This is a genomic window from Massilimicrobiota sp. mt181, from assembly GCF_055420065.1.
Genome location: NZ_JBVAYN010000061.1, coordinates 1 through 1660, shown reverse-complemented (window position 1 = coordinate 1660; position 1660 = coordinate 1). Strand labels below are relative to the sequence as shown.

General features: G+C 40.6%; 1 protein-coding gene. It reads left to right on the top strand.

The genetic code is table 11. The features are described from left to right. Positions 1-2: 2 nt before the first annotated feature. Positions 3-1660: IS1634 family transposase (locus ACZYT4_RS14005; protein ID WP_463786973.1), on the top strand; the 1658-nt coding region annotated here is incomplete at its 3' end.

The following is a 1660-nucleotide window of genomic DNA, read 5'->3' as shown; positions in this document are numbered from 1 at the left end:
TTATGGCTTACTTTCTTAAGATTACAAAACAGCAGTCTCGTACCTATCTCTCTATATACGAGAGCTTCTATTCCCCTGAAACCAAGGGTACAAAGCATCGCAGCTATCGCTCTTTAGGCAATATTCAGAAGCTCATCGACAGTGGCATCGATGATCCCATCGCTTACTTTCAAAAGGAAGTCGACCGTCTTAATGCCCAGAGAAAGGCTGAGAATGCCAACAGAAAGATCAATAATCGTCTGATTGGCGAGGTCTCTCCTGAAAAGTTTCTTGGATACTTTCCCTTGGCCAGCATTATGAACAATCTTGATGTAAGGGAACATTTTGATTATCTCCAGTCAAACAGACATTTTCATTTCAATGTCTATGATCTCTTTACCTCTCTTGTCTATGCAAGACTTGTCGCTCCTTTATCAAAGCACAGGACGTTTCATGATGTCATGCCTTCCATGTTCTCTGCCCCTCAGGACAGCTATTACCAGCTGCTTGATGCCGTTGAATTTCTGGGTGAAGAGTATCAGAAAATCGTTGAAATACTGACTGTAGCTACTGATGAGAACTATGGCATCGATACATCACACAGCTATTTTGACTGTACCAACTTCTACTTTGAAATCGACAGGGAAAATTCATTTCAGAGAAAGGGTCCAAGCAAGGAGAACAGAAAAGATCCGATTGTTGGGCTGGGTTTACTGCTGGATGCCAACATGATTCCTGTTGGCATGGAGATGTATCCTGGCAATGAATCAGAACAGCCTGTCTTCAGAAATATCATAAGTGGCCTGAAGAAAAGAAACAATATCAAGGGAAGAACAATCAGAGTTGCAGACAAGGGCCTGAACAGCGCAAGGAACATTATAGATTCCATCAACTGCAGAGATGGATATATCTTTTCAAAGTCAGTCAAGAAGCTGCCCGAGGTTGAAAGGACATGGGTGCTTTTGGATAATGGCTATAAGGAAGTCAAGGACAGGGATGGCAACGTGCTATTTAAACACAAATCGTGCATTGAAGAATATACATATTCCTATACCGATGATGATGGAAGAGAATTCATCAAGAAAGTCAAGGAAAAAAGAGTGGCAACATACAATCCAAAGCTGCACAAGAAAAGGGTATTTGAAATCAACAAAATGGTGGAAAAAGCAAGAAAGATGAAGGCGTCCCAGGCAAAGAAGGAAGAATATGGAGAAAGTGCAAAATATGTGACCTTTAAAGGAAAGGATGGAAGCAAGGCAGAAGTCATGTTGAATGAAGAGGCCATAGAGAAGGACATGGCTGTTGCAGGCTACAATCTTATTGTAACGTCGGAATATGACATGGATGATCAAAAAATATATGAGACCTATCACAATCTATGGAGAATCGAGGAATCATTCAGAGTGATGAAAAGCGAGCTTGATGCCAGACCGGTATATCTGCAAAAGGAAAACAGCATCAAGGGTCATTTTCTGATCTGTTATGCAGCAGTGCTGCTTCTAAGGATATTCCAATTCAAGGTGCTTGACAACAAATACTCAACAAGCGAAATATGTGAATTCATCAGGTCGTTCAGGATTGTGGAAATCAACAATAACCGCTATATAAACATAACAAGATCCACTCCATTCATAAGAGATCTTGCAGGCATATTAAATCAACCAATAACCAATTATTATCT